This window comes from Pusillimonas sp. ANT_WB101, assembly GCF_008369125.1.
GTDB lineage: Bacteria > Pseudomonadota > Gammaproteobacteria > Burkholderiales > Burkholderiaceae_B > Allopusillimonas.
Genome location: NZ_VOAY01000004.1, coordinates 428,114 through 453,463, shown reverse-complemented (window position 1 = coordinate 453,463; position 25,350 = coordinate 428,114). Strand labels below are relative to the sequence as shown.

The following is a 25,350-nucleotide window of genomic DNA, read 5'->3' as shown; positions in this document are numbered from 1 at the left end:
CGGCTTATGAGATATATGGGTTTGCAAGCCCCATTTTATGCAGTACAGAGATTTCGAGAGACTCCATGTACTGTGCTTCGTCGGGCTCGATGTGATCGTAGCCCAGCGCGTGCAGTACACCGTGTACTGTCAGGTGTGCCGCATGGGCAAGCAGGGTTTTTTTTTGTTCTGCCGCTTCGCGCAACAGCACGGGCATACAGAGTACGATGTCGCCGCTGGCGGTGCCATCGGGATCTACGCCGTACTCGAACGTCAGCACATTGGTGGCGTAGTCTTTGCCGCGAAAGTCGCGGTTAAGCTGGCGGCCCTCGTCGGTATCGACCAGGCGTATGGTAAGCGTGACAGCGCAGAACACCTCTTGGCCGGCTTCGGCCTGAGCGCGCGCGACGCCCGCAACGGCGTGGCTTGCCCATCGGCGCAGGCGCCAGCGGGGTAGTTCATCAGCCTGTACGGCGTACTGAACTGCCAGCGAAAGCGCTGGGGGCCCTGCTGGCTTGGTACGGCTATGCGACTCAGGCTCCATGGTCGTCTGCCTTTTCGTAGGCGTCTACGATACGCGCAACCAGGGGGTGGCGCACCACGTCACGGCTAGTGAAGCGTGTGGTGGCGATACCCTGTACATCTTCCAGAATGTTTACCGCGTGAACAAGACCGCTGGCGCTGCCACGAGGCAGGTCGACCTGTGAGGGGTCACCGTTGATCACAGCCTTGCTGCCAAACCCTATGCGTGTCAGAAACATTTTCATCTGTTCAGGGGTGGTGTTCTGGGCTTCATCAAGGATGACAAAAGCATGGTTGAGCGTACGGCCACGCATGTAGGCGAGCGGGGCGATTTCTATGGTTTGTTTCTCGAACATGCGTTGAACACGGTCAAACCCCATTAAATCGTACAGCGCGTCGTAAAGAGGGCGCAGATAGGGGTCGACTTTTTGCACCAAATCGCCGGGCAGAAAGCCTAGCCGCTCGCCGGCCTCGACAGCCGGACGCGTTAGCACCAGGCGTTGTACGGACTCGCGCTCGAGTGCGTCAATGGCGCAGGCAACGGCCAGCCAGGTTTTACCGGTGCCTGCAGGCCCAACACCAAAGGTGATGTCATGGCGCAGAATATTGTTGAGATAATCACGCTGGCGTGGGGTGCGTGGCCGCAGGTCAGACTTGCGGGTGCGCAGGTTCAGGCTAAGGTCGTCAACGGGCGGCAGTTCAGGCAGGCTTTCCTGCACAGGAAGCGTCTCTTGCTCTGCTTCGGTTAGCCTACCGGCCCCAAGTTCGACCATGCCCAACTGAATGTCATCCACTGATAACGGTGTGTGGGTAGCGCGTCGGTGGAATAAGTTGAGCGCGTTGGCGGCAGCATCAGCCTGGTCGCCAGTAATGGACAGGCGATTGCCCCGTCGGTTGATTTCTACATCCCACCCTGTGGCGATTTGCTGCAGATTGGCATCCAGTGGCCCCAGCAAGTTGGCAAGGTGCGTATTGTCACCGTCCAGCAACACGATAACGGGCTTTTTTTTGCGTACCGTCTGGCTCATGCAGCGCCCGTTTCAGCGGAGTCGCGCGTGATAATTTCGCCGCGCAACGAGTTGGTCATGGTATGGGTAATACGCACGTCGATCATTTGCCCGATGAGGCGTGGCTGGCCAACAAAGTTAACGATACGGTTGTTTTCGGTTCGGCCTGACAGTTCGCTGTCTGGGTCTCGACGCGAGGGTTTTTCGACCAGGACGCGCTGTGTCGTGCCAACCATGGCGTCGTTGATGGCGGTGGCCTGCTCATTTATGAGTGCCTGCAGACGGTGCAGCCGATCAAGCTTGAGCTCTTTGGGTGTTGTGTCATCAAGATCGGCGGCGGGAGTGCCAGGTCGGCGAGAATAAATAAATGAGAACGACGTGTCAAAACCAACGTCGCGAATGAGCTTCATGGTTTTTTCGAAATCGTCTTCAGTTTCGCCGGGAAAGCCGATAATAAAGTCGGACGACAGTGTCAGGCCAGGCCTCGCGGCGCGCAGGCGACGCACAATGGACTTGAACTCTAGCGTGGTGTAGCCGCGCTTCATGGCAGCCAGTATGCGGTCACTGCCGGCCTGAACGGGCAGGTGCAGAAAAGGCACCAGTTTGCTGAGTGTGCCGTGAGCCTCAATAAGGCGCGTGGTCATTTCTTTGGGGTGCGACGTGGTGTAGCGTATGCGCTCAATGCCCGGAATTTCGTGTACGTATTCGAGCAGCATGGCGAAGTCAGCGATTTCATCAGTGTCGCCCAGCGGCCCGCGGTAGGCGTTGACGTTCTGGCCCAGCAGGGTAATTTCTTTGACCCCCTGGTCTGCCAGGTCAGCGACCTCTGTCAGTACGTCTTCAAAGGGGCGCGACACTTCAGCGCCGCGCGTGTAGGGCACCACACAGAAGCTGCAGTATTTGCTGCAGCCTTCCATGATGGATACAAATGCGGTTGGTCCGTCAACGCGGGCAGGTGGCAGTGCGTCAAATTTTTCAATTTCAGGGAAGCTGATATCTACCTGCGAACGCCCAGTCTGTTGCCGGCGGGCAATTAACTGGGGCAGCCGATGCAGGGTTTGTGGGCCAAATACCACATCGACATAAGGCGCACGCTTGACGATGGCCTCGCCTTCTTGGCTGGCCACACAGCCACCCACACCGATAATGAGACCAGGGCGGGTCTGCCGAAGATGCTGTACTCGGCCCAAGTCTGAAAATACCTTTTCTTGCGCTTTTTCGCGTACCGAACAGGTGTTGAACAGAATGATGTCAGCTTCTTCAGGGTTTTGCGTTAGCTCGGCACCGCCATGTTCACGTAGTACGTCAACCATTTTGTCGGAGTCGTACTCGTTCATCTGGCAGCCGAATGTGCGTATGAACAGTTTGCGTGTGGGTGTGGCGGGCTGGGCCGACTGCTCTGGCTCCTGTGTGACATCAGGTGCTGTGACGCGTATGGTTGCGTTAGAGGCATCGACGGCTGCAGGGGTAGGCGCGGTGGCCGCGTGTCGTTTGAGGGTGGTTTCTTGCATGGTGTGAGCCGTGACGGGTTTATATCCCGGGGGCAATGAGAAATAAAGCAGCTATTGTACCTTCAAGTCCAGCAGGGTAGTGGCCAGCCTTGAGGTGGCGGTTGGCAGGCCCGGGCTGTGGATATTAGCGTGAGGCAGCGGAGGGCGTAGCGAAATCTCGTTTATTGCTTTAAGTATGAATGTTACTGACATCATATATACAAATCAGTAATAATTATATATAAACAGATCATGCGATTACTGACGGAGTGTGCGGTGGTTGAAAAGCAATCAGAGCAATAGAGCGCGATCAGATAGCATAAGGCTTGATCAGCCTGTTGCGAAGCATACGTAGCGAAAGCGAATCCAGGCAGAGTGCTTGCTGGATGCAGTTGGTAAAGATAAACGGCAGGTAACGAGCAGGAGCGAAGTCACTGGTTGTCCAGTGATCCACGCACTGGCTCGATTTTTTTAAGGAGTGGATAAATATGGAACAACTTAATAACCCCGGTCGCCGACGAGTGCTGGCCACGACGGGCGGCCTGGTGGCGATGGCGGGTCTGGGCGGCACACTGTCGGCTAAGGCGCAAGCTGCGGCTGCCAGTGACGCGGCTGCTGCCGCGAAGCCACTTCCCGCCTACGCGGCCTGGAAAAACGCTGACAGCCTGACTGTACACAGCGCAAACACAATGGAAACGCACCGCTGGGCAGTCGGTTCGGGCGGTCTTACGCCGCTCAACAGCTTGTTCGTCCGTAACAATCTCAACCCACCAAGTGAACAGATTACCGAGAAGCCTGATGAATGGGTGCTCGAAGTAACAGGTGTCAAGAATCCGCGCAGTTTCACTGTGGCTGAACTCAAGACGATGGGGCTGACATCAGTGCCCATGGTGTTGCAGTGCTCCGGCAACGGGCGGGCCTGGTTTCCGCACAAGCCTAGCGGCACCCAGTGGACAGTCGGCGCTGCTGGCTGTGTGGTGTTTACGGGCGTACCCGTCAAGGCGATTATCGAGGCGACAGGCGGTGTGGCTGATGGCATGAAGTTCATGACCAGTACGGGTGGCGAAGAAATCCCGGCGGGTCTTGATCCCAACACGGTCAAAGTTGAGCGCTCTGTACCTGTCGACGGCATCGAGGACGCGCTGCTGGCATGGGAAGTGAATGGCGAGGCCTTGCCCCTGGCCCATGGCGGGCCTTTGCGCGTCATTATGCCGGGCTATCTTGGCGTAAATAACGTTAAGTACGTCAAACATCTGGCATTTACCGAAGAACAATCCAAGGCCAAGATCCAACAGGGTAGCTATCGGATGTCGCCGGTTGGCACCAAGGGCGATCCAACCTTTGAGCCAGTATGGGAAATGCCTGTCAAGTCGTGGGTGACGTCTCCGTCCAACCCTGATGAAACCGTAAAGGCCGGCAAAGTGCTGGTTCGCGGTGTGGCTTTCGGGGGCATGACCGAAGCCGAGTCCGTGGAAGTATCGCTGAACGGTGGCAAAGATTGGGAAAAAGCTACGTTCGTAGGTCCTGATTTGGGGAAATACGCATGGCGCGAGTTTGTGCTGGCAACAACCCTGAAGCCAGGCACGTATGAAATCGCAAGCCGTGCCAAAAATGCAGCCGGTGATGTTCAGCCTGAAGAACGCGTGGACAACAATCGCGGCTATCTGAACACCAGTTGGCGTGACCATATGGTTACGATCAAGGTCGCGTAACAGCCGTTGTTTCTGGAGCGGGCCGGTGCGGTGTTGATCGCCCGGCCTGTTTCCATGGTGCCCGGTACTACGTGTTTATGAGGTAGCCGGGTGTCTTCTCTGAATAAGACAGTTTTGTCGGAATTTTTATGAACCAATCAGTAAAGAAGTATGTGGTGATGGCGGGCTCAACGAGCGCTCGTAGGGTGGTGGCGATGTCGCTGGCGGCCGTTGCGCTGGCGGTTGCTCCATGCGTAGGCAGTGCATCTGACATCGATGAGGCCAAACTCGAACAGGGGAAGGCGTTGTTCATGAAAGACGCAGTACCTGCCTGTGCCGTATGCCATACGCTGAAAGACGCGGGTTCTGCGGGCGCGATTGGCCCAAACCTCGACGACCTGAAGCCGTCGTACTCGCATGTTAAAGACATGGTTACACAGGGTGCCGGTATCATGCCGTCGTTTGGTGAAAGCCTGACCGATGAGCAAATCGAAGCGGTCGCGGCCTATGTGTCGCACGTTACGGGTGGTGATCCATCGTAAGTGGTATGCCGTCTTTGCTGTGGAGCATTTTGTAATCAGGCCGTCCCACTTTGGTTGTTAGTCAGTGCCCTACACCAAAAAAAAAGCCGCTGTAGCGGCTTTTTTGTGGCCTGGCCACATTGCAGTCGGCCAGGGTAAGGTGTGTTTATCGATCAGGCGATTTCGGCGCTGGGGTCGTCTTTTTTGGCGGGCTTTACCAGGTCTTCGCGTTTGACACCCAGCCACATGGCGATGGCGGCAGCTACAAATACCGAGGAATAAATACCAAACCAGATGCCGATGGTTAGTGCCAGCGCGAAGTAATGCAGGGTAGGGCCGCCAAAGAAGAACATGGACATGACGACCATTTGCGTGGAGCCGTGTGTAATCATCGTACGCGAGATGGTTTGCGTAATGGCGCTGTTGATGACTTCTTCTGTGGGTGCTTTACGCATCTTGCGGAAGTTTTCGCGGATCCGGTCCATGATGACGACGGATTCGTTGACCGAATACCCCAGCACGGCCAGCACACCCGCCAGTACCGAGAGTGAAAATTCCCACTGGAAGAAGGCGAAGAAGCCCAGAATGATCACCACGTCGTGCAGGTTGGCCACGACCCCTGCGACGGCGAACTTCCACTCAAACCGCATGGCCAGGTACAGCATGATGCCCACGACCACAAAGAGCAGCGCCATGAGCCCGTTGTGCACGAGCTCTTGCCCGACCTGCGGCCCCACAAACTCAACCCGTCGCAGCTCAACGTTGGAGGTTTGTGCTTTGAGGGCCTTTAGAACCGAATCACTTTGTGCGGCCGAGCTTTCGCCTTTGCGCACGGGCAGCCGGATCATAATGTCTTGCGACGTGCCGAAGTTGGTTACCTGATAGTCGGTGTAGCCCAGTGTGTTGATGGCTGAGCGCACTTCTTCGATCTGTGCGGTTTCTTGATAGTGCACCTCCATGACCGTGCCACCGGTAAACTCGATGGAGAGATGAAAGCCTCGCGAAGCGATGAAGAACACCGCCAGAATGAACGTGACGAGGCTGATCAGGTTGAGCACCAGCGCGTGGCGCATGAAGGGGATGGTGCGATGTATGCGGAAAAATTCCATGTGCTTGTCTTGTCTTTGTAGGGTAGGCGGGCGGCGCCCGGGGCGCCGCGCGTAAGTGCTTAGTCTTCTTTCGGTTTCCAGATCTGGCCGATGGATACGGATTTCAGTTTGCGCTTGCGCCCATACCACAGGTTGACGACGGCCCGTACACCGACAATAGAGGAGAACATTGAGGTGAGAATGCCGATGACATGCACCACGGCAAAGCCACGGATGGGCCCAGTGCCAAATGCCAGCAATGCCACGCCAACGATAAGGGTTGTGAGGTTGGAGTCAACAATGGTGCCCCAGGCACGCTCAAAGCCGAGATGGATGGCCTGTTGAGGTGGTAGCCCGGCGCGCAGTTCTTCACGTATGCGCTCGTTGATCAGTACGTTGGCGTCAATGGCCATGCCCAGTGTGAGGGCGATGGCGGCGATGCCGGGTAGCGTCAGCGTAGCCTGCAGCATGGACAATACGGCCATGAGCAACAGAATGTTAAAGAGCAGCCCGGCAGTGGAGAAAACGCCGAACAGCCGGTAGTACGCAATAATGAAGATGGCGATGGCGAGAAAGCCATACAGCGTGGAGTTAAAGCCTTTGGCGATGTTGTCGGCACCCAGGCTTGGGCCTATGGTGCGCTCTTCGATGATTTCCATGGGCGCGGCCAGTGAGCCGGCGCGCAGCAACAGGGAGGTGTCAGCGGCTTCTTGGGCAGTCATGCTGCCGGTGATTTGTACTTGCCCACCTGGGATTTCACTGCGGATAACCGGGGCAGTAACCACCTGACCCTTGCCCTGCTCGAACAGCAGAATGGCCATGCGTTTGTTGATATTGTCGCGGGTAACGTCGCGGAAAATACGCGCGCCCTTGGCGTCGAGCGTAAGGTTGACCGAAGGCTGCTGGGTTTGCTGGTCGCGACCGGGCTGCGCATCTTGCAGGTTTTCGCCGGTCAGGATGACCTGACGGCGTAACAGCAGTGGGCGGCCATCACGATCGGTGTAGCGCTCGAGCCCAAACGGAACTGTGCCTGCCGCCAGCGCAGCCTGTGCCTGGGGCGAATCATCGACCATGCGAATTTCAAGCGTTGCTGTGCGGCCGAGAATTTCTTTGGCCTTGGCAACGTCTTGTACGCCGGGCAGTTGCACAATAATGCGGTCTGAACCCTGCTGCTGGATAATTGGCTCGGCCACACCCAGTTCGTTAATTCGATTGTGCAGGGTCGTGATGTTTTGCTTGAGCGCGTGCGTTTGCACTTGCGTAACAGCAGTCTCGGTCAGCTGGCCTTTCAGGCTGTAGCGGCCGCCGCTGTCACCCGAATTAACGAAGGTCATGTCGGGGTGGCTGCGGCGCAACACGGTTGCTGCTTCGTTGCGGATGTCTTCACTGTTGAACGAGGCGGTAATGGACAAGCCACTGCGTTCTACGCCGCCGGCATCGATTTTTTCGTTACGCAGGTTGCTGCGTACGTCATTGGCGATGGAGTCGTAGCGGCCCGTGAGAGCCCCTTGCATGTCGACTTGCAGCAGAAAGTGCACCCCCCCGCGCAGGTCCAGCCCCAGGTACATGGGGTGTGCCCCCAGGCTGGACAGCCAGTTGGGTGACGCCGAAAGCAGGTTCAGCGCCACCGTGTAATCAGCGTCTTCAGGGTTGGGGTTGAGCGTTTTCTCGATGAGGTCTTTGGCCTTCAACTGAACATCGGTGTTGTCAAAGCGCACGCGTATAGTGCCAACGGGGCCGTTCATGTCAAAACGGTTACCGGTGGATGTAATGTGGGCTTTCGCGAGAATTTCTTCAACCCTACCCAACGTGGCGTGATCAACCTTGATGGTGGATTTGGCGGCGGACACCTGTACCGCGGGCGACTCTCCGAAAAAATTAGGTAACGTGTACAGAAGGCCCAAAATTAGGGCAGCCAGTACGGTCAGGTACTTCCAGAGAGGGTAGCGGTTCATGGTCGGTCAGGTGGCTGAAGCAGGAAAAAAAACCGGAACAACGCGCGGAGAACGCGCGCGTGCCGGTATCAGAGCGCCTTGATCGTGCCCTTGGGCAGGATGGCAGTGACGGCGGAGCGCTGGAAAATGGCTTCGACAGGCTTTTCTGCCAGCGAGCTGACTTCTACGGTGATGTAGCTGTCGGTAATTTTGGTAACTTTACCCAACAGGCCGCCGTTAGTGATTACTTCGTCGCCCTTGCCCAGGTTGGCCACCATATTGCGGTGTTCTTTCTGGCGTTTCATTTGTGGACGAATCATCAGAAAATAGAGGATGACGAACATGAGGATGATGGGCAGCATGCCCATCAGCGCGTTGTCGCCTCCAAGTGAAGCTTGTGCGGTAATCAGTGTCAGTGTGTCGAGTGCTGCCATGGCCATAGGATACTCTCCTGAGATGTTTTTAGGTTAACTCTGTATTGTAGCGGTAACTTTGCTATTCGATGCCGCGAGCACGATCACGGTGAAAATCTTCGCGCCAGGCCTCAAATTGGCCGGTCGTTATGGCTTCGCGCATTTCATGCATGATCGCAAGGTAAAAATGCAGATTATGCATGGTATTGAGGCGAGATCCGGTAATTTCCTTGGATCGCTGCAGGTGATGCAGATATGCTCTCGAAAATTTGCTGCAGGTGTGACATTTGCATGAGGGGTCAAGAGGGCGGGTGTCATCGCGGTAGCGCGCATTGCGAATTTTAATATCGCCGTATCGTGTAAACAACCACCCATTGCGCGCATTGCGGGTTGGCATCACGCAATCGAACATGTCGATACCGCGGCTCACGCCTTCGACCAGGTCTTCAGGCGTGCCTACCCCCATCAGGTAGCGGGGTGCGTTTTCGGGCAAACGTGGCGCCACGTGTGCGAGTACCCGCATCATTTCTTCTTTGGGCTCGCCTACCGACAGGCCGCCGATGGCATAGCCCTCAAAACCGATATCAACCAGACCGGCCAGTGACTCATCACGCAGATGCTCGTACATGCCGCCCTGCACAATGCCAAACAGGGCATTGGGGTTTTCAAGCCGCTGAAACTCGGTGCGCGAGCGCTTGGCCCAACGCAGAGACATGCGCATGGACTGCGCCGCCTCTTCTTCGGTGGCGGGACGGCCTTCGATTTCGTAGGGCGTGCACTCATCAAACACCATGGAGATGTCAGAGTTGAGCGCACGCTGGATGCGCATGGATTCTTCTGGGGTAAGAAAAAGCCGGGAACCATCGATGGGTGAGGCGAACTTCACCCCCTCTTCGGTAATTTTGCGCATTCCGCTAAGACTGAACACCTGAAACCCACCGGAGTCAGTAAGTATGGGCTTGTGCCATTGCATGAAACCATGCAGGCCGTTGTGCTTCTGCATAACCTCGTTGCCGGGCCGCAGCCAAAGGTGGAAGGTGTTGCCCAGAATGATTTGCGCGCCGATGTCGTCGAGCTCGTGCGGCAGCATGGCTTTTACACTGCCATAGGTGCCCACGGGCATGAAGATGGGGGTCTGGACCACGCCATGGTTAAGCGTGATCTGGCCGCGCCGGGCGGCACCATCGCGGGCAAGAAGTTGGAAATGTAAACCTGTCATGGTTGCGGAGTTTCGATAAACATGGCGTCGCCATAACTGAAAAAGCGATACCGGGACTGGACGGCGTGCGCATAGGCGCGCCGTATGGGCTCCATGCCTGCCAGGGCTGAAACCAGCATGAGCAGGGTGGATTGTGGCAGGTGAAAGTTTGTAATCAGTGCGTCCACCCAGGCGAATGTATACCCTGGGGTAATAAACAGGCGGGTGTCGCCTTCTATGGTTGCCAGGGTGGCTTGGGTGAGTGTAGCGGATGCACTTTGTTCGGCCATGGTGGCGTCAGCGCCGGCGACTTTGGCCGGATGAGTGGCTGACGCCTGGGCGGTGCGCTGTTGTGCGGCAGCGGCTTCGAGTGCGCGCACGCTGGTGGTGCCTACAGCAATGACGCGCCCGCCGGCTTTGCGTGTGGCCTGCACAAGGGCGATGGTTTCAGCGGGTACGGAGTAACGCTCGGCGTGCATGATGTGTTCGGTAAGCTTTTGTACGCGCACAGGCTGGAAGGTGCCGGCGCCTACATGCAGCGTTACAAATGCCTGACGTATGCCTTTGTCGGCTAATTGGGCCAGCATGGCGTCGTCAAAGTGCAGGCCTGCCGTAGGGGCTGCAATGGCGCCTGGTTCGCTGGCATATACGGTTTGATAGCGTTCTTCGTCTTCTTGGTCGGCCGCGTGTGTAATATAGGGCGGGAGCGGTATTGCGCCGTGGCGGTCAAGCAGGTCTAGCACCCGTTCGGGGAACTCGATTTCAAACAATTCGCCTTGGCGGCCATGTACGGTGGCCATGAAGGTGTCGGCCAGCCGCAAGCGCGTTCCCGGCTTGGGAGATTTGCTGGCACGCACATGCGCCAGCACGTTGTGGGAGTCGATAATGCGTTCGACCAGCACCTCGACTTTGCCGCCACTTTCTTTTTGCCCGGTTAGCCGGGCTTTGATGACACGCGTGTTATTAAAGACCAGCAAATCGCCCGGCCTGAGCAGTACTGCAAGGTCGGCAAACTGCCGGTCGTGCAGGGCGCTGTGCGGGTCAAGATGCAGTAACCGGCTTTCGACGCGGCGCGTAGCGGGTGACTGGGCAATAAGTTCTTGGGGCAGTTCATAATCGAACTGCGAAAGTTCAAGGCTAGGGTTCACGAAAAATCTTAGATGGTAGGCGCGGCGTGTTCGCCGCTATGCTGTGAGACAGGTATTTTAAGCTGTTGACATCACTTTTCGCTGAAAGCCTGCCTTTCTTTGGTTATGCTCATGATTTTCAGGAGACACCGACCATGTATTTGCCGTTAGCGTCCCAGCAAACAGGCCGCCGTGCGAAAGCGGCCATCGGGTCTGTCGCGACCAGGCTGCGGCAACTGGCGTGGGCGGGTACGCTCTTGCTGCTGCTTAGCCTGGTCGGCCCCTGTGTGCTGGCGCAAGGCCTGCCGCCCGAGTTGGCGACTGCGTGGCGCAACACACGCTTGCCAGAAAGTGCGCTTTCTCTTTATGTAAAAGAGGTCGGCACAGTGCAGCCCATGATTGCCATCAATGCCACTGAGTCACGCAACCCCGCCTCCGTCATGAAAACGGTAACCACCTGGGCGGGTTTGTCGGGGCTAGGGTCAGACTATGTCTGGCGCACGACGATTTTGGCCAAGGACGGCGGCAGAGTAGACGCACAAGGTACGCTGTTGGGCCCACTTTACGTGAAAGCGGGCGGTGATCCGTTCCTGACGATGCAGGATCTCTGGGGGTTGTTGCGTCAGCTGCGGTTAAGAGGCATTAAAAATCTGACGGAGGTCGTGGTAGATCGCTCTTTGTTCGGTGCGGTCACCATAGACCCTGGCGCCTTCGACGGCGCGGGCGACCGTCCCTATAATGCCAGCCCTGATGCCATGATGGTGGGCCTGGGTGCGCTGCGTCTGGTCTTTCAGCCAGATGTGGCGGCGCGCAAATGGGTGCCTGTGATCGACCCTCCGCTAAGGGGCGTGCGGGTTGAAGGCGACATTGCCTGGAAAGACGCTGTCTGTCCCGGCTCACCTTCGGTTTCAACACAGGTGGTTTCTTCTGGCAATGAATTCATTATTCGTGTTTCTGGCGCAGCCGTAGGTTCATGTGGCGAATTCAGCGAGTATCGGCTGGCATTTTCTCAAAAAACGTATTTCGAAGGCTTGTTTCGCATGTTGTGGAAGGAGCTGGGTGGCACACTCGCCAAAAATGTAACAGAGGGTCGCACGCCCGCCAACGCCAAGCCGGTGGTATGGCATGATTCGCGCACGCTGGGTGATGTCATTCGTTATATCAATAAGCACAGCAATAATGTCATGGCGCGAACCTTGCTGCTGACGCTTGGTGCACAGCAATCAGGGCAGGGGGCAACCTCTGCTACGGGGGCTGCTGCTGCGCTGGCGCTATTGCAAAGTCAGGGGGTGGACACACGGGGCTGGGTCATCGATAACGGCGCTGGCTTGTCCAGATACTCACGGCTCACCGCCGCAGGTATGGGAAGCATGCTCGACGTGGCCTGGCGCTCTCCAATGATGCCCGAATTTATATCGTCACTGGCTATTGTTGGGGTTGATGGCACGGTCAGAAGCCGTCTGCGCAACGGCGATGCCCAGGGGCGCGCCCACCTGAAAACGGGCACGCTGCGTGATGCCAAGGCGCTGGCGGGTTATGTCATGGGTGCCAGCGGCAAACGGTATATTCTGGTCAAGTTTGTAAACGACGAGCGTGCTGTGGCAGGTGGTCGGGCCTTTGATGACGCCCTGGTCAGTTGGCTGGCACAACGATGACAGCTCGGGCGGCCTGGGGCCGCCCGGATTGCAACGTGTGCCGATTACAATAATTCATCCGGCAACGTCAGCCGGCCGGTCCGCCAAGGAAGCGACATGCCCATACACGAAATCCGCCATCCTCTAATCCGTCACAAGCTCGGGCTGATGCGCCGCGCCGATCTCAGCACAAAGAATTTTCGCGAAATGTCGCAAGAAATTGCGGCATTACTTACGTATGAGGCCATGAAAGACTTGCCTCTTGAACCAGTCACCATTGAAGGGTGGGCCGGGCCGGTCAATGTGGAAAAGCTGGCGGGTAAGAAAGTGACTGTAGTGCCCATACTGCGCGCCGGCATTGGGATGCTCGATGGTGTGCTCAGCCTGATACCCGGGGCGCGAGTGAGTGCGGTAGGCATTGCACGTAACGAAGAAACACTTGAGGCGCAAACGTATCTGGAGCGCCTTGCTGATCAGATGGATCATCGTCTGGCGCTTATTATCGACCCTATGCTGGCAACGGGTGGCTCTATGGTGGCCACCATAGATTTGCTGAAAAAAGCGGGGTCGCGGTCGATACGCGCCCTGGTCTTGGTGGCAGCACCAGAAGGCATACGTGCCGTCGAGGCGCATCACCCTGACGTTGATATCTATACGGCTTCCATAGACAGCCATTTGGACAGTTCGGGCTATATTATTCCGGGTCTTGGAGATGCCGGTGATCGCATATTTGGCACTCGCCAGAAAACCGATTAGGCCAATGCCGCGGCGCACTGGTGGTGCCTTGTTTGGTAACCAGTGCACATATTTGTTAACGGTTTGCTGATGGATATGATCGGGTGTGGTTTTGAATTTAGGTTAGTATGGATACAGACACATTCTTTCGATGGTGACTATGCGATTAATCGAGTGTTGCAGTATTTTTGTGGCAGCTTGCGGGTTAATGGGGGCTCAAGCCCATGCCGCAGGCATGTGCCAGACGCCGTTCATGCACGACGGCGGTGTTGTTCAGCTTAGTGGCACAGGGGGCGTGCAGCTTGGTGCCAACCTGGCTTTCAGTGACGTCCAGAAAGATGGCAGCGATCACTGTTCTGCGCGGGTAAGGGGTAAAGCCACTTATGGGCTGGCTGGTTTGCCGCCCGGGCAGTCTGCGGTCGACTACTGGATGTCTGTCAATAACGGCAAAATTAACTTCGAACGGTCAGAAAACGGTCGTCGTGTGCCTGTAAACGGTAAGTTTGACCTTCGCATGCTGGGTTTGTTTACTTACGGCGAGCCCATTACTCATCAGGGCCAAACGTTTCCGGCACTCAAGTTTCAGATTAATCTCGACAAAAAGGCCGTCGCGACAGAGCCTATTGTTATCCATACTGGCACACGCACCGTAGGGGCGAAACAAACCCTGCAGACGGCCGCAGGCGAGCAATCGTGCTGGCCGGTCGAATACAGCCGGATCAGCGAAGCGACGCAGGCGTCCTTTAGTGGCATTGTTCTGCCTATTCCAGAAATGAAATCCAAGGTGACAGATTGGTTCTGCCCGGATGTCAATATGGTTATGAAGCAGGAAAGCGCCCAGGGAGGCGTTGCGTCGGTGGTCGAGGTAACCAGGCTCCAATAACGCTGCAGCGGGTCGGCTTCGACGCCAATAATGCAGTATCATCATTTTCATTCAACCCCTAACGTTTCAGGAGTGGGATTATGGCAACAAAGAAAAAAGATGTGCGTACCAGCGAAGAAGAGTTTATCGACAGCGTCAAAACAAGTCTTGACGAAGCCGAAAAGCTGCTGCGCGACGCCGCCGAGGCGTCGGGTGACAAGGCAACTGAAATGCGGGAAAACGCCATGTTGGCGCTCAGGCGCACCCGCGAAGCGCTGTATGACACGCAAGATGCCGTGCTCGAGCGTGGGCGTCATGCAGCGCGTGTTACCGATGATTATGTTCACGACAACCCTTGGCAGGCCATTGGTATGGCGGGCCTGGCTGGTGTGCTCATCGGCGCACTCATTTCACGCCGTTAATCCATGCATGGCGAGAAGCCACGGCTTGCGGGCTGGCGCTTCTCGCCATGATTTCAAGGAGCCCCCGGCTCCAGATTTTCATGGCCTCACGCGGCGATCTCATCCAGAAGGACGGGGTTGGTGCCAAGGCTTGTGGTTAACAACAAAAAAAGGGGCAAGCAATGGCGCTTCGACAATCAGTGGGCGATCTCGCGTCTACCCTATTGTCCATTGTTCGCACGCGCCTCGAGCTTTTTTCACTTGAGGCGTCAGAGCAAAAAAGCCAGCTCATCACACTGCTGGGCATGGCCTTCGCCATGCTGCTATTTCTGACGCTGGCTTTGTTGGTGTTTTCAATAGCGGTGGCATTGTATTTCTGGCCTACCGATCATCGCTATCTGGCCCTGTGTGTGCTGGCGCTGGTGTATGGTGTTTTGGGCTTGGGGTTGCTTCTAACCGTGCGGCACAAGTTGCTGTATTCGCCTATGCCGTTTTCGGCAACCGTTGATGAACTGCGACGAGACCTGGCGCTGGTTGAGCGTCTGCGAGATCCTTCATCGGGTCTGCATGCTAATGACCGCACGGAGCTGCCATGAAGCCCAATCGCCATATTTCGGATAGGTCAGTTCAAATTGAGTTGGTGCGCGCCCGTGCCGCACTTGAGCGGCAAAGCGTCGTACACGCCGTCAGAAACCTCAGTGCTTCCATGAAGCCACGTGCCATTGCCCGCAGTGCATTTCCGCAGCTAACCGGGCGCTCGCTGGCGGGGTGGGCGTTACAGGCGGTTGCGCTGACGCGGCGATACCCTTTGCTGGCTTCTACTGCGTCAGCGGCCTTATCAGGGTTGTCGCGCCGCAGTCGTTGGTGGCGCATTGGTGCAGGCTTGCTCTTGAGCTGGCAAGTGGCCCGCACTATGAGCGGCAAGCACGACGACTGATCTTGCCTCTGGGGCTTATAGCCCCAGCTGCTGCCAGATTGCGTCAACCCGGGCCTTGACACCGGCGTCCATTTCTATGGGTCTGCCCCATTCGCGCTGGGTTTCGCCTGGCCATTTGTTGGTCGCGTCCAGGCCCATTTTTCCGCCCAGACCCGATACGGGTGAGGCGAAGTCAAGATAGTCGATGGGGGTATTCTCAACCAGCACCGTATCGCGCACGGGGTCCATGCGTGTGGTCATGGCCCAGATAACCTCTTGCCAGTTGCGAACGTCAATGTCATGGTCTACCACCACAATAAACTTGGTGTACATAAACTGCCGCAGTACGCTCCATAACCCAAACATGACACGCTTGGCATGGCCGGCGTATTGTTTGCGCATCGATACCACTGCCATACGGTAGCTGCAGCCTTCGGGTGGTAGATAAAAATCAACGATTTCAGGCAGTTGACGCTTAAGTAGCGGCACAAATACCTCGTTGAGGGCCACGCCCAGCACGGCGGGTTCGTCAGGCGGCTTGCCGGTGTACGTGCTGTGATAAATAGGGTTGCGCCGCATGGTTATGCGCTCAACGGTAAAGACGGGAAACCAGTCTTGCTCGTTGTAATAGCCGGTGTGGTCGCCATAAGGGCCTTCGAGCGCCATTTCGTAGTTTGTGTCGGCAGGCCCGTTGACGCCTTCCGGAACCTGTGGCGCGATAGCGCGTGGGTCGGAGGCAGGCAAAATATGGCCTTCAAGCACCATTTCGGCGTAAGCCGGAACCGACAGGTCGCTGCCAAGGGCTTTGGTTAGTTCGGTGCGTGAGCCGCGCAGCAGGCCCGCAAACTGGTATTCAGACAGGCTGTCGGGCACAGGCGTGACGGCGCCAAGAATGGTGGCCGGGTCGGCCCCAAGGGCTACGGCAATAGGAAACGGCTGGCCGGGGTTGGCCAGTGTATGGTCGCGGAAATCGAGTGCACCACCCCGATGCGATAGCCAACGCATGATGAGTTTATTGCGACCGAGAAGCTGCTGCCGGTAAATGCCAAGGTTCTGGCGCCGGGCATTGGGCCCGCGCGTAATGACCAGGCCCCAGGTAAGCAGGGGGGCAATGTCGCCTGGCCAGCAGCGCTGCAGCGGAATTTGCCCGAGATCGACGTCGTTGCCTTCAAGCACAATGTCTTGGCAGGGCGCGCTGCGTATCATTTTTGGGCTCATGTCCCAAAGCGCGGTTTTGAGCCGTGATGCCGTTGAGATGGCCTCGCGCAAGCCCTTGGGAGCCTCGGGCTCGCGCAGCGACGCCAGGAGCTCGCCGGTGTGGCGCAGGGCATTGACGTCTTCCGCCCCCATACCCCAGGCGACGCGCTTGGGCGTGCCGAACAGATTGGTCAGCACGGGCATGGTGGCCGGCTTGCCTTGGTGCATGGGGTTTTCGAACAGCAATGCAGGCCCTTCGGCCCGTAACGTGCGGTCGCTGATCTCGGTCATTTCAAGATCGGTGGAAACGGCAGGGGTCAGCCGCTTTAGTTCACCTGCTTTTTCAAGCTGGGCGATAAAGTCTCTTAGATCACGATATTTCACAGATTTACACCGATCGGGTTACATTCAGGCGAAGTCAGAAGGTTAACATCGACGTTCTGTATTTTATCGGGAAGACCCTATGTCGGTTGCACGATCCGACAATTTACCTGTGCAGTCTCTGTTTATGCGCTCCATGCGTGGGCTTTCGTATCGGCTCGGTGAGCTGGTGCACGTGTGCGCCATTTATCTTGGTATTGCCGTGCTGGTCACTGTTGTGCTTAGCGCCACCATTCCGTCGCTACGTGAGAAAGCCCTTGAAATTCATGAGGCCCTTGAACTCGTGCTCAAGCCTCAAGGTTTTGATGAGGCGCTGTTTGGTGTTTATGGTGGCTATGGGGCAGAGGGTGTTGCCAGCGGCATGGGTACGGCGGCTAATGGGGCGGGTGCTTCCAGTCAGTTGAAAGAAGCGTCCAGCAGCTTTCTGAGTGCCGTCAGGGCGTCAGAGCAGGGGCAGAGGGTGCCAGGCATTACCAATACACAGGCAGACGCCTTGCGTAGCTATATTGCACGTAAATACCGCATTGCCTCGAGCGTGGCCGGAGCACTGATCAATACGGTTTTTCTGGTTAGCCGCGAAAAAGGGCTGGACCCCCAGCTCGTGCTGGCTGTTATTGCCATCGAATCGCGCTACAACCCCTACGCGGAAAGCCATGTGGGCGCACAGGGCCTGATGCAGGTTTTGACGCGAGTGCATAAAGAAAAGTTTGAGGTTTTTTATGATGGCACGGTCGCGGCCATCAGCCCTATAGCCAATATCCGGGTGGGCACACAGATTCTGAAAGACTGCATCAAACGGCGCGGGTCGATAGAGGGCGGGCTGGCGTGCTATGTAGGTGCTACAGGCCCGAGTGATGGCGGGTACGGCGAGAAAGTGATGGCAGAGTGGCGCCGCATCGCGCTTGCCTCAGGTATTCGGGTGACCCGCTGATAGCGAAAGCCAACCCAGGCCTCGATCTAAGAGGCCTGGCTGGTCTTGCTGCCGGCATGCCAGCTTAGAGAGACTCTGAACAAGCCCGAGGTCGAAAAAAACAGATTCAATAAAACCGATCGTTTACGACAGCGGGCTCAAATTGAAACCGACGTGTAAGACCTTTCTTAGGCCAGCTTTTGCAGAAAATCTTCTATGCGTTGCACTGCCTCGTGCAGGCGATCTAGCCCGGTGGCATACGAAAACCGCAAGGTATGGGCCGCATGGGCCTTGCCGAAATCACGCCCAGGTACAGCGGCAACGCTGGCTTCATGCAGCAGGCGGTGAGAAAAATCATCGCTGTCTTGGCTGTAAGCCCGAATATCTGCATAAATATAAAACGCGCCATCAGGTGCGACGGGCACACGCAGGCCTAAACGCTCAAGTTCGGGCAGCAGGTAATCGCGCCGCTGCTTGAACGATAGTCGTCGTTGCTCGTAGATTTGCATGACTTCAGGCTCGAAACACGTTATGGCGGCATGCTGCGCCAGCGTGGGGGCGCAGATGGCCAGGCTGGCCGCCAGCTTTTCGATGGCGGGCAGCATGTCTGGCGGTGCAATCAGCCAGCCCAGGCGCCAGCCTGTCATATGAAAATACTTGGAAAAGCTGTTGATGATGATGATGCGATCATCCAGCGTAAGTGCGCTTTGCGGCGCGTCGCCATAGTAAAGCCCCAGATAGATTTCATCCATGATGATGAAGCCGTCACGCTGCCGGACCTCTTTGATGAGCTCCTTTAAGTCTTCGCGTGTAATACTGGTTCCGGTGGGGTTGCTGGGCGAGGCAATAAGTACACCACGCGTTTCCGGCCCCCAGTGCTCACGGATGTCTTGGGCGCTAAGCTGAAAGCGTTGTTCGGCCGTTGAGGGTATCAGCCTGGGGATGCCGCCTGCAGCGGTGATGAAGTTTTGGTTGGCTGGGTACGAGGGGTCGGGCATGAGCACTTCGTCGCCCGCGTTGATCAACGCCATGGCCGCCAGCATCAATGCGCCCGACGCGCCCGAGGTGATAATTATGCGGGAAGCGTCTACCGATGCACCAAACGACTGCTCGTAATAGTGCGCAATGGCGTCGCGCAATGGCGGCAGACCTGCAGGTGATGTATAGCCGCTGAGCCCGGCCTGGGCGGCGCGATGCATGGTTTCGATGACCTGGGCCGGGGCAGTGAAATCGGGTTCGCCTATGCCCAGGCTGATGATGTCGTGGCCTTGCGCGTTTAACAGGCTGGCCTGCTTAAAGAGTTCCACAGCGTAAAATGGCATAACGAGTTCTGTACGCTTGGCAAGCTTGGACATAGTGCAAAATTCTCGAGCAAAAAGTAAGATTGTAGCGGTTGGCGTGACAATTGGTCAGTCGGTAGGTCAAGCCGCAAAAGGTCTTTCAGACGGTCAGTATTCAGACGAAACAGGGGTTTTGATTCATGCAGTCTACTTCCCGGCGGGCATTTCTTACAGGCCGGCGCCTCGCTCAGACACCATGGCAGGCTTTTTGCCAGTCGATGCGGTCTATCGAAGGCACCTTCTTCGAGTTTGACATGCCCGACGGTCCTGGCGCGGCGCGGCTGGTGCCGGCCCACGCATCGGGGGTGCATCAGGCCCGGTTGTTGTGTGAAAAACATGGGGTTGTGTTGGCGCTTGATGACGTGCAGCACGCGGCTCGGCTTGACGATCATCCCGTGCTGTGGGTAGACCCAGGCCGCAGCCTTGCGCGCTGCGAGCCTCTCGAGCCGGGCAGCAAGCTATGGTTTGTGCAGCCGGGCTGCCTGCTCGGCGAGCTTGAAACCGCTGGCTTTACCCAGTTCGCTGACTTGCCCTGCCACATTACGGTGGCATCGTGGCTGGCTGACCGCGTTTTGTGTGACTGGCCTGTGGGCCAAACCCATCGCTCGGGCCTGGTTCATGCCGCTGTCATGTTGTCCGACGGGCAAACGGTCAACCTGGGGCCATTTGGCGAAAACAACCGCAAGCCACTCGAGGGCGCGCGTTTGCAGCAGCTGGTGCCAGCGCTTTTTAGGCTTGCTGCGGGCGAACATGTCGTCTCGTGTCGTGCGGCCCAGCGATGGCCAGGGCGTTACCGGGTTGATGCCCTGTTGCCGGTTGATGGCCAAACAATAAATCTTGCGCATTTGCTGTTGGGTCATGGTGGCGACCTCGGGTGGGTTGAGTGGTTGGTGCTCGACCAGCAACTGTTGCAGCCAGAGCCAGAGCTGCTCTATGCCGAACGCTATAGCAGCAGCCGGGCCGTGCGTGACGGCCTGGCAGGGGCGGCGGGCGATCTGGATGCGGGTGTCAAGGGGCTGTTTGACCCCGAACAGCGGTTTCCGCATCCGGGCCAGGATCTTTAGGCGGTTGTTTGGCGTCATGCCAGGGAGCGCTCAACAGGCACGATTGGGGCGGCTCACTACGTACTGCCTCAGGGGTATAAGCCCGGCTCAATGCCGCCTATGACGGGTCTGCCGTATGGCAAACGGAAACATGGGGATAAAATAATCTCTCTCCTTACAAATAACCGACGCAGACCCGACCATGGAAGACTCACTACGTACCGCCGCGCTCGAATATCACGAACACGGTCGCCCAGGCAAAATTTCAGTCACGCCCACCAAGCAGCTTTCCAACCAGCGTGATCTTGCGCTGGCTTACTCGCCAGGGGTAGCGGCGGCTTGCGAAGAAATCGTGGCCGATGAGCGGAACGCCGTGCGGTTTACGGGGCGAGGCAATCTGGTTGGTGTGATCACCAATGGCACGGCTGTGCTGGGGCTGGGCAATATTGGTCCGCTGGCGTCCAAGCCGGTCATGGAAGGCAAGGCTGTACTGTTTAAAAAATTTGCCGATATAGACGTATTCGACATAGAGATCAACGAAACCGACCCCGATAAACTGGTGGATATAATCGCCGGCCTCGAGCCTACATTTGGTGGCATTAACCTTGAAGACATCAAGGCGCCCGAATGCTTTACGGTAGAGCGCAAGCTGCGCGAGCGCATGCGTATTCCGGTGTTTCACGACGATCAGCATGGCACGGCCATTTGCGTTACTTCTGCGTTTATCAACGGCCTGGAGGTCGTCGGCAAAGACATCAAGCAGGTCAAGGTCGTGGTGTCTGGCGCAGGCGCGGCGGCACTCACCTGCCTTGACCTCATGGTTGACTTTGGCCTGCCGCTGGCCAATATTTGGGTGTCCGACATCGAAGGGGTGGTGTATCAGGGGCGCACTGTGCTCATGGACCCTGATAAGGCTCGGTTTGCCCAGCCTACCGACGCCAGGGTGCTAGACGACATTATTGCCGGGGCTGATGTGTTTCTGGGCCTGTCGGCCGGCGGGGTGCTCAAGCCCGGCATGGTCAAGAAAATGGCTGCAAGGCCGCTCATTCTTGCGTTGGCCAACCCATCGCCAGAAATTCTTCCTGAAGACGCACATGCGGCACGCGACGACGTCGTCATGGCAACCGGAAGGTCTGACTACCCCAATCAAGTCAACAACGTTCTGTGCTTTCCGTATATTTTTCGCGGCTCGCTCGACATCGGGGCCACCACGATTACCCGCGGCATGGAAAAAGCCGCCGTCATGGCCATTTGCAAGCTGGCGCGCGAAGAACAAAACGATGTGGTGGCAGCGGCCTACGGCACCTATGGTGTTTCGTTCGGGCCTGAGTACTTTATTCCCAAGCCCTTTGACCCGCGCCTGATCGTGCGCATAGCGGTTGAGGTCGCACGGGCAGGCATGGCTGACGGCGTTGCTACGCGTCCTATTGCTGACCTCGAGGCCTATGCCGAGCGGCTGCAGCAGTTTCTGTACCGGTCAGGTTCATTTATGAAGCCGCTTTTTTCCACAGCGAGAAAGCTGGTGCGTGACGGAAGCAAGGCGCGTATTGTGTTCACCGAAGGTGAAGACGAGCGCGTGCTGCGGGCGGTGCAAATTATCATCGACGAGAAGCTGGCCAAGCCGATACTGGTTGGGCGGCCCTCTGTGCTGGCAGATCGCATCAAGCGTTTCGGCCTGCGCATACGTCTTGGCGAAGAGGTCGAGGTAACCAACCCCGATTACGATGAGCGTTTTCATCGTTACTGGACAACCTACTGGGAGCTCATGTGCCGTCGGGGCATTACAAAAGAAATGGCCCGAGTGGAGATGCGCCGTCGTCTTACGCTGATCGGCGCGATGATGGTAAGGCTGGGTGATGCCGACGGCATGATATGTGGTACGGTCGGTACCTATTCCAATCATCTTGAATTTATCGACCAGGTTATTGGCAAGGCACCTGGGGCCAAAATTTATTCTGCCATGAACATTCTGATGCTGGCCGAACGTACTGTTGCGTTGGCCGATACTCACGTCAACGATAACCCCGATGCTGCACAGCTTGCCGACATTACGCTGGCGGCGGTCGCCGAGATGCGTCTTCTGAATATGGTGCCCAAAGTGGCCTTGCTTTCACGCTCCAACTTTGGCACTGGCAGTTCTTCATCGGGTACCAAAATGCAGGAAGCCCTGGCGCTCATACGCGATCGCGACCCTACGCTCGAAATCGATGGCGAAATGCATGGCGACTGCGCGCTTGATGAGGCGTTGCGCAAACGCATCATGCCTTCTACGACGCTGCAGGGCGAAGCCAATTTGCTGGTTTGCCCCAATGTCGATGCCGGTAATATTGCGTATAACCTGCTCAAGACGGCCGCAGGCGGAAACGTGGCGGTTGGTCCATTCTTGCTGGGTGTGAACGCACCGGTGCATATCCTGACCTCCAGCTCTACCGTGCGTCGCATCGTGAACATGGCGGCCCTTACTGTACTAGATGCCAACCGGGCAGTCTGACTCTGGCAACGGGGGGGGCGTTGGCCTGGTTCTGCCAGGTGGCGGGGCCCGTGCCGCGTATCAGGTGGGTGTGCTGTCGGGCATTCTTGAAATTCTTGATCCGCAACGTTCCCCCGGTTTTGCTAACCCTTTCGCCATAATCTGCGGGTCTTCTGCGGGCGCCATCAATGCGGCCGCCCTGGCATGTAGAGCCGATGATATCCACTACGCCGTCAATAGGCTTGACGAGTTGTGGGGCGCGCTGCACACGGGTGATATTTACTATGCTGACGCGCCGCGCTTGCTGCGCACAGGCTTGCGCTGGCTTACGATGGTGGCCGCAGGCTGGTTCATGCCCGGTCTGCATCGTCAGCAGCCGCACTCGCTGCTTGACAATAAACCGCTGGGTCAGCTGCTTACCAGTACGGTTGATTTTGATCGTCTTCAAGGTAATCTTGCCGAAGGCAAGCTGCGCGCGCTGGCCATTACGGCGACGGCTTACACCACGGGTCAGCACCTTACGTTCTATCAGTCAAACGGCACCATAAAACCCTGGCAACGTTCACTTCGGCAGGCCATTCCTTGCCATATCGGCGTTGACCACCTGTTGGCGTCCAGCTCCATTCCATTTATTTTTCCTGCGCAGGCCATGCTGGTTGGTGGGCTGACGCAGTGGTGCGGCGATGGCTCCATGCGTCAGCTTGCGCCCATGAGTCCGGCCATTCATTTGGGCGCCGACAAAATCTGCGTGATTGGTACGGGTCACAAAGATGACACGCACACCAGTGAACAGGCGATAGATCCGGCATATCCGTCTCTGGCCCAGATAGGCGGGCATGCATTGTCCAATATTTTTCTGGACAGCCTGTCGATGGATGTGGAACGAATGCAACGCATCAATGATTTGCTTGCCTTGCTGCCTGAAAATGAACTAAAAAGCCTTGCGCTGCGACCAGTCAGTACTTTTGTGATTACGCCAAGCCGCTCGCTGGACGAGATGGCGCTGGCACATATTCAGCAACTGCCTTACGCAGCACGTACCCTTTTTCGTGTTCTTGGTGTATCGTCGGCCTCTGGCCCGACAACTGGAGGTGCGCTTATCTCGTACCTGTTGTTTGAATCCAGTTTTACCCGGGAACTTATCCGTCTTGGTCGAGCCGATAGTATGAGCCGTGTTGATGAAGTAAAAGCGTTTTTCAAGGAGGCGCAGCAATGAGCCAAGCGCAGTCGTTGCAAACGAAATTGCAAAAAGGCGGTTTGATTGATGTGTCTGCCCACACGCAGCAGCAAGTCCTGGAAGCCGCCCAGGCCGCAGAGATGACGGCGTTTGTTGTCAATTGCGATCGTGCACGCAGCCGTTCTGCGGTATTGCGAGCTATTGCCAAAGCCGTTGATTTTCCTGAGTTTTTCGGCAGTAATCTTGATGCGCTGTACGATTGTCTGTGCGATACGGTGCAGGATCACAAAAACGGCTTGTTTTTGTGGTTTGACCATCTGCATTCGGGCGATCCGGCTCTGGCTGCAGATTCAGAGGCTATTTTGGCTGTATGTGCAGATGCCGCTGATTTTGCCGCCAATAACGACAGCCGGTTTGCGTACGGGGTTGTACACGCGGGCAAACACCCTGACCCTGAACCCGTTAACGAGCCGGTACCTTATGCGGGCAGCAACGCTGAATAAATAAAACTCAGGCCCAGCCCATGATCGCGACCGTGGCTGCGATCAGTGCCAGGCCTGCGGTTTCAGTGCGCAATACACGTGGGCCAAAGTTTACGGGGGTAAGTTGGTGGCGCGCCGCCAGCTCCAGCTCTTCGTCTGACCAGCCCCCTTCGGGCCCCACCAGCAGTGTGATCTCGCCGTTATCTGTGGCTGTTGCAGCCAGTGCCTGAGACAGTGTTGTTGATGCGTCAGGGTGACAAATCACGCGTGTGGCGTCGCCCGGCTCAGCCTGTGTCAGGTACTGGGCCAGTGTGCAGGGTTCACATACCTGAAGCAGGCGGTTGCGCCCGCATTGCTCGCTGGCCGACTGCGCTACGCGATGCCAATGCTCAACGCGTTTGCGCAGGCGTTCGCCTGACAGTTGCAGCACACTGCGGTGTGCAAATATGGGCGCAACAGCGGTAGCACCCAGTTCTACGGCTTTTTCAATTACCCAGTCCATTTTGTCGCCCGAAGCAATGCCCTGAACCAAAGTTAGGCGGCCCGCAATTTCGGCCTCTACGATCTGGTGCTCACCGAGTGCGGCATAGCCACGCTTGCCGTCAATAACAAGGCGAGCAGGGTATTGGCCGCCTAGCCCGTCGAACAGGGTGATGGACGCATCGGGCTTGAGCCGCAGCACGCGGATAGCATGATGCGCCTGCGTATCAGGCAGGGCGACGGTGGTGTGGGCAGCGAGGGGGCCAGAATGAAAAAAACGGGGCGATGACATGAAATGGCGCGAAGGCGGTAGGGTTTTAACGGAATAATACTGTATTCGGCACGACTTGCC

The 25,350-nt window shown here is 56.9% G+C and carries 24 protein-coding genes; 13 read left to right on the top strand and 11 right to left on the bottom strand.

Going from position 1 to position 25,350, the window contains the following annotated elements; translation table 11 throughout:
* Positions 1-4 precede the first annotated feature (4 nt).
* From ybeY to miaB, 3 genes are read right to left on the bottom strand one after another with little or no spacing between them, the layout of a single operon-like run.
* A complete protein-coding gene (ybeY, locus tag FQ179_RS18190; RefSeq protein ID WP_149398719.1) occupies positions 5-523 on the bottom strand; it encodes an rRNA maturation RNase YbeY in 519 nt (172 codons plus the stop codon).
* Complete coding sequence (locus FQ179_RS18185; protein WP_149398718.1) at positions 513-1,529, bottom strand: PhoH family protein; 1,017 nt, start codon at positions 1,527-1,529, stop codon at positions 513-515. The genes ybeY and FQ179_RS18185 overlap by 11 nt, the downstream gene beginning before the upstream one ends.
* Complete coding sequence (gene miaB, locus FQ179_RS18180; RefSeq protein WP_149398717.1) at positions 1,526-3,019, bottom strand: tRNA (N6-isopentenyl adenosine(37)-C2)-methylthiotransferase MiaB; 1,494 nt, start codon at positions 3,017-3,019, stop codon at positions 1,526-1,528. The genes FQ179_RS18185 and miaB overlap by 4 nt, the downstream gene beginning before the upstream one ends.
* A 467-nt stretch (positions 3,020-3,486) precedes the next feature.
* Here miaB and FQ179_RS18175 point away from each other — a divergent pair, with 467 nt between their 5' ends.
* A complete protein-coding gene (locus FQ179_RS18175) occupies positions 3,487-4,710 on the top strand; it encodes a sulfite oxidase (protein ID WP_149398716.1) in 1,224 nt (407 codons plus the stop codon).
* 128 nt (positions 4,711-4,838) lie between these two features.
* Positions 4,839-5,231 carry a cytochrome c gene (locus FQ179_RS18170; RefSeq protein WP_255475055.1) on the top strand — a complete coding sequence of 131 codons (393 nt, stop codon included), beginning with the start codon at positions 4,839-4,841 and terminating at the stop codon, positions 5,229-5,231.
* Between the two features lie 152 nt (positions 5,232-5,383).
* Here FQ179_RS18170 and secF read toward each other — a convergent pair whose 3' ends face one another.
* From secF to queA, 5 genes are all read right to left on the bottom strand, one after another.
* The gene (gene secF / locus FQ179_RS18165) at positions 5,384-6,319 is read right to left on the bottom strand and encodes a protein translocase subunit SecF (RefSeq protein WP_149398715.1); all 936 of its coding nucleotides are present in this window, start codon (positions 6,317-6,319) and stop codon (positions 5,384-5,386) included.
* A 59-nt stretch (positions 6,320-6,378) separates the two neighbouring features.
* Positions 6,379-8,253 (bottom strand): protein translocase subunit SecD, encoded by a 1,875-nt coding sequence (gene secD, locus FQ179_RS18160; protein WP_149398714.1) that lies wholly within the window; start codon positions 8,251-8,253, stop codon positions 6,379-6,381.
* 68 nt (positions 8,254-8,321) lie between these two features.
* On the bottom strand, positions 8,322-8,666 hold the full coding sequence (gene yajC / locus FQ179_RS18155) for a preprotein translocase subunit YajC (protein ID WP_149398806.1): 345 nt from the start codon (positions 8,664-8,666) through the stop codon (positions 8,322-8,324).
* 61 nt (positions 8,667-8,727) lie between these two features.
* On the bottom strand, positions 8,728-9,864 hold the full coding sequence (tgt, locus tag FQ179_RS18150; RefSeq protein WP_149398713.1) for a tRNA guanosine(34) transglycosylase Tgt: 1,137 nt from the start codon (positions 9,862-9,864) through the stop codon (positions 8,728-8,730).
* Complete coding sequence (queA, locus tag FQ179_RS18145; protein ID WP_149398712.1) at positions 9,861-10,991, bottom strand: tRNA preQ1(34) S-adenosylmethionine ribosyltransferase-isomerase QueA; 1,131 nt, start codon at positions 10,989-10,991, stop codon at positions 9,861-9,863. Before queA ends, tgt begins: the two co-directional genes overlap by 4 nt.
* Before the next feature lie 134 nt (positions 10,992-11,125).
* Here queA and dacB point away from each other — a divergent pair, with 134 nt between their 5' ends.
* The 6 genes from dacB to FQ179_RS18115 all read left to right on the top strand — a co-directional run bounded on the left by dacB (position 11,126) and on the right by FQ179_RS18115 (position 15,539).
* Positions 11,126-12,625 carry a D-alanyl-D-alanine carboxypeptidase/D-alanyl-D-alanine-endopeptidase gene (dacB, locus tag FQ179_RS18140; protein ID WP_149398711.1) on the top strand — a complete coding sequence of 500 codons (1,500 nt, stop codon included), beginning with the start codon at positions 11,126-11,128 and terminating at the stop codon, positions 12,623-12,625.
* A 96-nt stretch (positions 12,626-12,721) separates the two neighbouring features.
* Positions 12,722-13,360 carry a uracil phosphoribosyltransferase gene (upp, locus tag FQ179_RS18135; RefSeq protein WP_149398710.1) on the top strand — a complete coding sequence of 213 codons (639 nt, stop codon included), beginning with the start codon at positions 12,722-12,724 and terminating at the stop codon, positions 13,358-13,360.
* 139 nt (positions 13,361-13,499) lie between these two features.
* A complete protein-coding gene (locus tag FQ179_RS18130; RefSeq protein ID WP_255475054.1) occupies positions 13,500-14,222 on the top strand; it encodes a hypothetical protein in 723 nt (240 codons plus the stop codon).
* Positions 14,223-14,302: 80 nt separating this feature from the next.
* Positions 14,303-14,623 (top strand): YqjD family protein, encoded by a 321-nt coding sequence (locus FQ179_RS18125; protein WP_149398709.1) that lies wholly within the window; start codon positions 14,303-14,305, stop codon positions 14,621-14,623.
* Between the two features lie 161 nt (positions 14,624-14,784).
* A complete protein-coding gene (locus tag FQ179_RS18120; RefSeq protein WP_149398708.1) occupies positions 14,785-15,198 on the top strand; it encodes a phage holin family protein in 414 nt (137 codons plus the stop codon).
* On the top strand, positions 15,195-15,539 hold the full coding sequence (locus tag FQ179_RS18115) for a hypothetical protein (protein WP_149398707.1): 345 nt from the start codon (positions 15,195-15,197) through the stop codon (positions 15,537-15,539). Before FQ179_RS18120 ends, FQ179_RS18115 begins: the two co-directional genes overlap by 4 nt.
* A 15-nt stretch (positions 15,540-15,554) precedes the next feature.
* On the opposite strand, the gene FQ179_RS18110 is transcribed toward FQ179_RS18115, so the two are convergent.
* The gene (locus FQ179_RS18110; RefSeq protein WP_149398706.1) at positions 15,555-17,099 is read right to left on the bottom strand and encodes a UbiD family decarboxylase; all 1,545 of its coding nucleotides are present in this window, start codon (positions 17,097-17,099) and stop codon (positions 15,555-15,557) included.
* 79 nt (positions 17,100-17,178) lie between these two features.
* Here FQ179_RS18110 and FQ179_RS18105 point away from each other — a divergent pair, with 79 nt between their 5' ends.
* Positions 17,179-18,027 carry a transglycosylase SLT domain-containing protein gene (locus FQ179_RS18105; protein WP_149398705.1) on the top strand — a complete coding sequence of 283 codons (849 nt, stop codon included), beginning with the start codon at positions 17,179-17,181 and terminating at the stop codon, positions 18,025-18,027.
* Positions 18,028-18,194: 167 nt separating this feature from the next.
* Here FQ179_RS18105 and FQ179_RS18100 read toward each other — a convergent pair whose 3' ends face one another.
* Positions 18,195-19,361: a pyridoxal phosphate-dependent aminotransferase gene (locus FQ179_RS18100; RefSeq protein ID WP_149398704.1), complete on the bottom strand. Its 1,167-nt coding sequence runs from the start codon at positions 19,359-19,361 to the stop codon at positions 18,195-18,197.
* A gap of 125 nt (positions 19,362-19,486) precedes the next feature.
* On the opposite strand from FQ179_RS18100, the gene FQ179_RS18095 reads away from it, so the two are divergent.
* From FQ179_RS18095 to FQ179_RS18080, 4 genes are all read left to right on the top strand, one after another.
* Positions 19,487-20,410 (top strand): hypothetical protein, encoded by a 924-nt coding sequence (locus FQ179_RS18095; protein ID WP_149398703.1) that lies wholly within the window; start codon positions 19,487-19,489, stop codon positions 20,408-20,410.
* 181 nt (positions 20,411-20,591) lie between these two features.
* Positions 20,592-22,880: an NADP-dependent malic enzyme gene (locus FQ179_RS18090; RefSeq protein ID WP_149398702.1), complete on the top strand. Its 2,289-nt coding sequence runs from the start codon at positions 20,592-20,594 to the stop codon at positions 22,878-22,880.
* Positions 22,861-24,075 carry a patatin-like phospholipase family protein gene (locus FQ179_RS18085; RefSeq protein ID WP_149398701.1) on the top strand — a complete coding sequence of 405 codons (1,215 nt, stop codon included), beginning with the start codon at positions 22,861-22,863 and terminating at the stop codon, positions 24,073-24,075. Before FQ179_RS18090 ends, FQ179_RS18085 begins: the two co-directional genes overlap by 20 nt.
* Positions 24,072-24,539: a barstar family protein gene (locus FQ179_RS18080; RefSeq protein WP_149398700.1), complete on the top strand. Its 468-nt coding sequence runs from the start codon at positions 24,072-24,074 to the stop codon at positions 24,537-24,539. The genes FQ179_RS18085 and FQ179_RS18080 overlap by 4 nt, the downstream gene beginning before the upstream one ends.
* A gap of 7 nt (positions 24,540-24,546) precedes the next feature.
* On the opposite strand, the gene FQ179_RS18075 is transcribed toward FQ179_RS18080, so the two are convergent.
* Positions 24,547-25,290: a 16S rRNA (uracil(1498)-N(3))-methyltransferase gene (locus FQ179_RS18075; protein ID WP_149398699.1), complete on the bottom strand. Its 744-nt coding sequence runs from the start codon at positions 25,288-25,290 to the stop codon at positions 24,547-24,549.
* Positions 25,291-25,350: the final 60 nt, after the last annotated feature.

What these genes read in the sequence shown, in the direction of transcription:
- ybeY (WP_149398719.1), bottom strand. Translation starts at nt 523, where the DNA reads ATGGAGCCTGAGTCGCATAGCCGTACCAAGCCAGCAGGGCCCCCAGCG.
- FQ179_RS18185 (WP_149398718.1), bottom strand. Translation starts at nt 1,529, where the DNA reads ATGAGCCAGACGGTACGCAAAAAAAAGCCCGTTATCGTGTTGCTGGAC.
- miaB (WP_149398717.1), bottom strand. Translation starts at nt 3,019, where the DNA reads ATGCAAGAAACCACCCTCAAACGACACGCGGCCACCGCGCCTACCCCT.
- FQ179_RS18175 (WP_149398716.1), top strand. Translation starts at nt 3,487, where the DNA reads ATGGAACAACTTAATAACCCCGGTCGCCGACGAGTGCTGGCCACGACG.
- FQ179_RS18170 (WP_255475055.1), top strand. Translation starts at nt 4,839, where the DNA reads ATGAACCAATCAGTAAAGAAGTATGTGGTGATGGCGGGCTCAACGAGC.
- secF (WP_149398715.1), bottom strand. Translation starts at nt 6,319, where the DNA reads ATGGAATTTTTCCGCATACATCGCACCATCCCCTTCATGCGCCACGCG.
- secD (WP_149398714.1), bottom strand. Translation starts at nt 8,253, where the DNA reads ATGAACCGCTACCCTCTCTGGAAGTACCTGACCGTACTGGCTGCCCTA.
- yajC (WP_149398806.1), bottom strand. Translation starts at nt 8,666, where the DNA reads ATGGCAGCACTCGACACACTGACACTGATTACCGCACAAGCTTCACTT.
- tgt (WP_149398713.1), bottom strand. Translation starts at nt 9,864, where the DNA reads ATGACAGGTTTACATTTCCAACTTCTTGCCCGCGATGGTGCCGCCCGG.
- dacB (WP_149398711.1), top strand. Translation starts at nt 11,126, where the DNA reads ATGTATTTGCCGTTAGCGTCCCAGCAAACAGGCCGCCGTGCGAAAGCG.
- upp (WP_149398710.1), top strand. Translation starts at nt 12,722, where the DNA reads ATGCCCATACACGAAATCCGCCATCCTCTAATCCGTCACAAGCTCGGG.
- FQ179_RS18130 (WP_255475054.1), top strand. Translation starts at nt 13,500, where the DNA reads ATGCGATTAATCGAGTGTTGCAGTATTTTTGTGGCAGCTTGCGGGTTA.
- FQ179_RS18125 (WP_149398709.1), top strand. Translation starts at nt 14,303, where the DNA reads ATGGCAACAAAGAAAAAAGATGTGCGTACCAGCGAAGAAGAGTTTATC.
- FQ179_RS18120 (WP_149398708.1), top strand. Translation starts at nt 14,785, where the DNA reads ATGGCGCTTCGACAATCAGTGGGCGATCTCGCGTCTACCCTATTGTCC.
- FQ179_RS18115 (WP_149398707.1), top strand. Translation starts at nt 15,195, where the DNA reads ATGAAGCCCAATCGCCATATTTCGGATAGGTCAGTTCAAATTGAGTTG.
- FQ179_RS18105 (WP_149398705.1), top strand. Translation starts at nt 17,179, where the DNA reads ATGTCGGTTGCACGATCCGACAATTTACCTGTGCAGTCTCTGTTTATG.
- FQ179_RS18100 (WP_149398704.1), bottom strand. Translation starts at nt 19,361, where the DNA reads ATGTCCAAGCTTGCCAAGCGTACAGAACTCGTTATGCCATTTTACGCT.
- FQ179_RS18095 (WP_149398703.1), top strand. Translation starts at nt 19,487, where the DNA reads ATGCAGTCTACTTCCCGGCGGGCATTTCTTACAGGCCGGCGCCTCGCT.
- FQ179_RS18090 (WP_149398702.1), top strand. Translation starts at nt 20,592, where the DNA reads ATGGAAGACTCACTACGTACCGCCGCGCTCGAATATCACGAACACGGT.
- FQ179_RS18085 (WP_149398701.1), top strand. Translation starts at nt 22,861, where the DNA reads ATGCCAACCGGGCAGTCTGACTCTGGCAACGGGGGGGGCGTTGGCCTG.
- FQ179_RS18080 (WP_149398700.1), top strand. Translation starts at nt 24,072, where the DNA reads ATGAGCCAAGCGCAGTCGTTGCAAACGAAATTGCAAAAAGGCGGTTTG.
- FQ179_RS18075 (WP_149398699.1), bottom strand. Translation starts at nt 25,290, where the DNA reads ATGTCATCGCCCCGTTTTTTTCATTCTGGCCCCCTCGCTGCCCACACC.